Annotated in this window: 2 protein-coding genes; one reads left to right on the forward strand and one right to left on the reverse strand. The window is 65.7% G+C overall.

The window, feature by feature from the left end:
• Positions 1-50 precede the first annotated feature (50 nt).
• A protein-coding gene (locus FB453_RS33955; protein WP_145796915.1) for an IS5 family transposase occupies positions 51-919 on the forward strand; the annotation gives its coding sequence in 2 pieces (ribosomal slippage) (positions 51-393 and positions 393-919; 870 coding nt in all).
• Positions 920-934: 15 nt separating this feature from the next.
• Here FB453_RS33955 and FB453_RS33960 read toward each other — a convergent pair.
• Positions 935-1282, reverse strand: a complete 348-nt coding sequence (locus FB453_RS33960) for a hypothetical protein (protein ID WP_145796913.1) — start codon at positions 1280-1282, stop codon at positions 935-937.
• Positions 1283-1348: the final 66 nt, after the last annotated feature.

Genomic DNA, 1348 nt, shown 5'->3' on the forward strand with positions numbered 1-1348 from the left:
CTAGGGCATGTCCTGTCGATCTTGTGTGGTTGATCGTTGACGATGTGTCGGTGGTACGTCGTGGTGAACTGACTGACGAGGCGTGGGCGGTGATCGCGCCGCTGCTACCGGAGCCTGGCGGTGCGCGGGGGCGGTGGCGGGATCACCGGCAGGTCATCAATGGGATCTTGTGGAAGCTGCGCACGGGTGCGCCGTGGCGTGACCTGCCGGATCGCTTCGGACCGTGGAAAACCTGCCACGAGCGTCTGCGGCGGTGGACCGCGGATGGCACCTGGGATCGGATCCTCGCCGCGGCGCAGGTCCATGACGACGGCACACCGGTGCAGTGGACGATCAGCATCGACTCGTCGATCGTGCGGGCGCACCAGCATTCCGCTGGCGCCCGCAAAAAAGGGGCTCCCCATCAAGTCCGGCGACGCCTGGTGCGCAAGATGGCGAGGCCATCGGCCGGTCCCGAGGCGGACTGAGCACGAAGATTCACCTCGCCGTCGACGGACGCGGCCGGCCGCTGTCGATCCTGCTCACGCCCGGCCAGGCCGGCGACAATCCCCAGCTCCTGGCGTTGCTCGATGCGATCTGGGTCAACGAGGCCGGACCCGGACGGCCCCGCAAGCGACCCGACGTGCTGATCGCCGACAAGGGCTACGCGCATGACTCGACCCGCCGAGCCCTACGGCAGCGAGGCATCCGACACGTCATCCCCGAACGCAGCGACCAGGTCGCCCGCCGCGCCGCCAAAGGCAGCGCCGGCGGACGACCACCAGCCTTCGACAAGCAGGTCTACCGCAAACGCAACGTCGTGGAACGCTGCTTCAACCGACTCAAACAGTGGCGTGACCTCGCTACCCGCTACGCCAAACGCGCATCCCTCTACCAGGCCAGCCTCGTCCTCATCGCCGCCATCATCTGGCTTCCATGATTGACAGGAGAGGCCCTAGTTGCCGCGATCCTCGCCAGAGTCAGGCAGGTCGAGGTACGCCAGCAGCCGCAAGAGCCCGCTCACGTGCGGAATGTCGTGCCACAGCGATATGACGTCCTTCGGATCTCGCTGAAGAAGGCTGGACAGCTCTGCGAGATCGTCGCTGCTCTGCCCGCAGTCGATCTCCAGCTCCGGCCGCGAGACCATCGCGAATGCCGCACGAAGATCGACGTTCCAGTAGTAGTCAACGCCGAGCTGTGACAGCTGCATCTGAGGACCGAACCGGCTCTCCGCCGCGTCCAACAGCATCGAGCACGCTCGGCGCAAATCCGCGATCCTCAGCACCGCATCAGCATTGGTCACGCCTCATGATCCCTCGATGTGACGTCACCTGACCAGCCGACTCAAGATCGGCAGGACACGCCCTAG

It is taken from the genome of Micromonospora sp. CNZ322 (genome assembly GCF_007827755.1).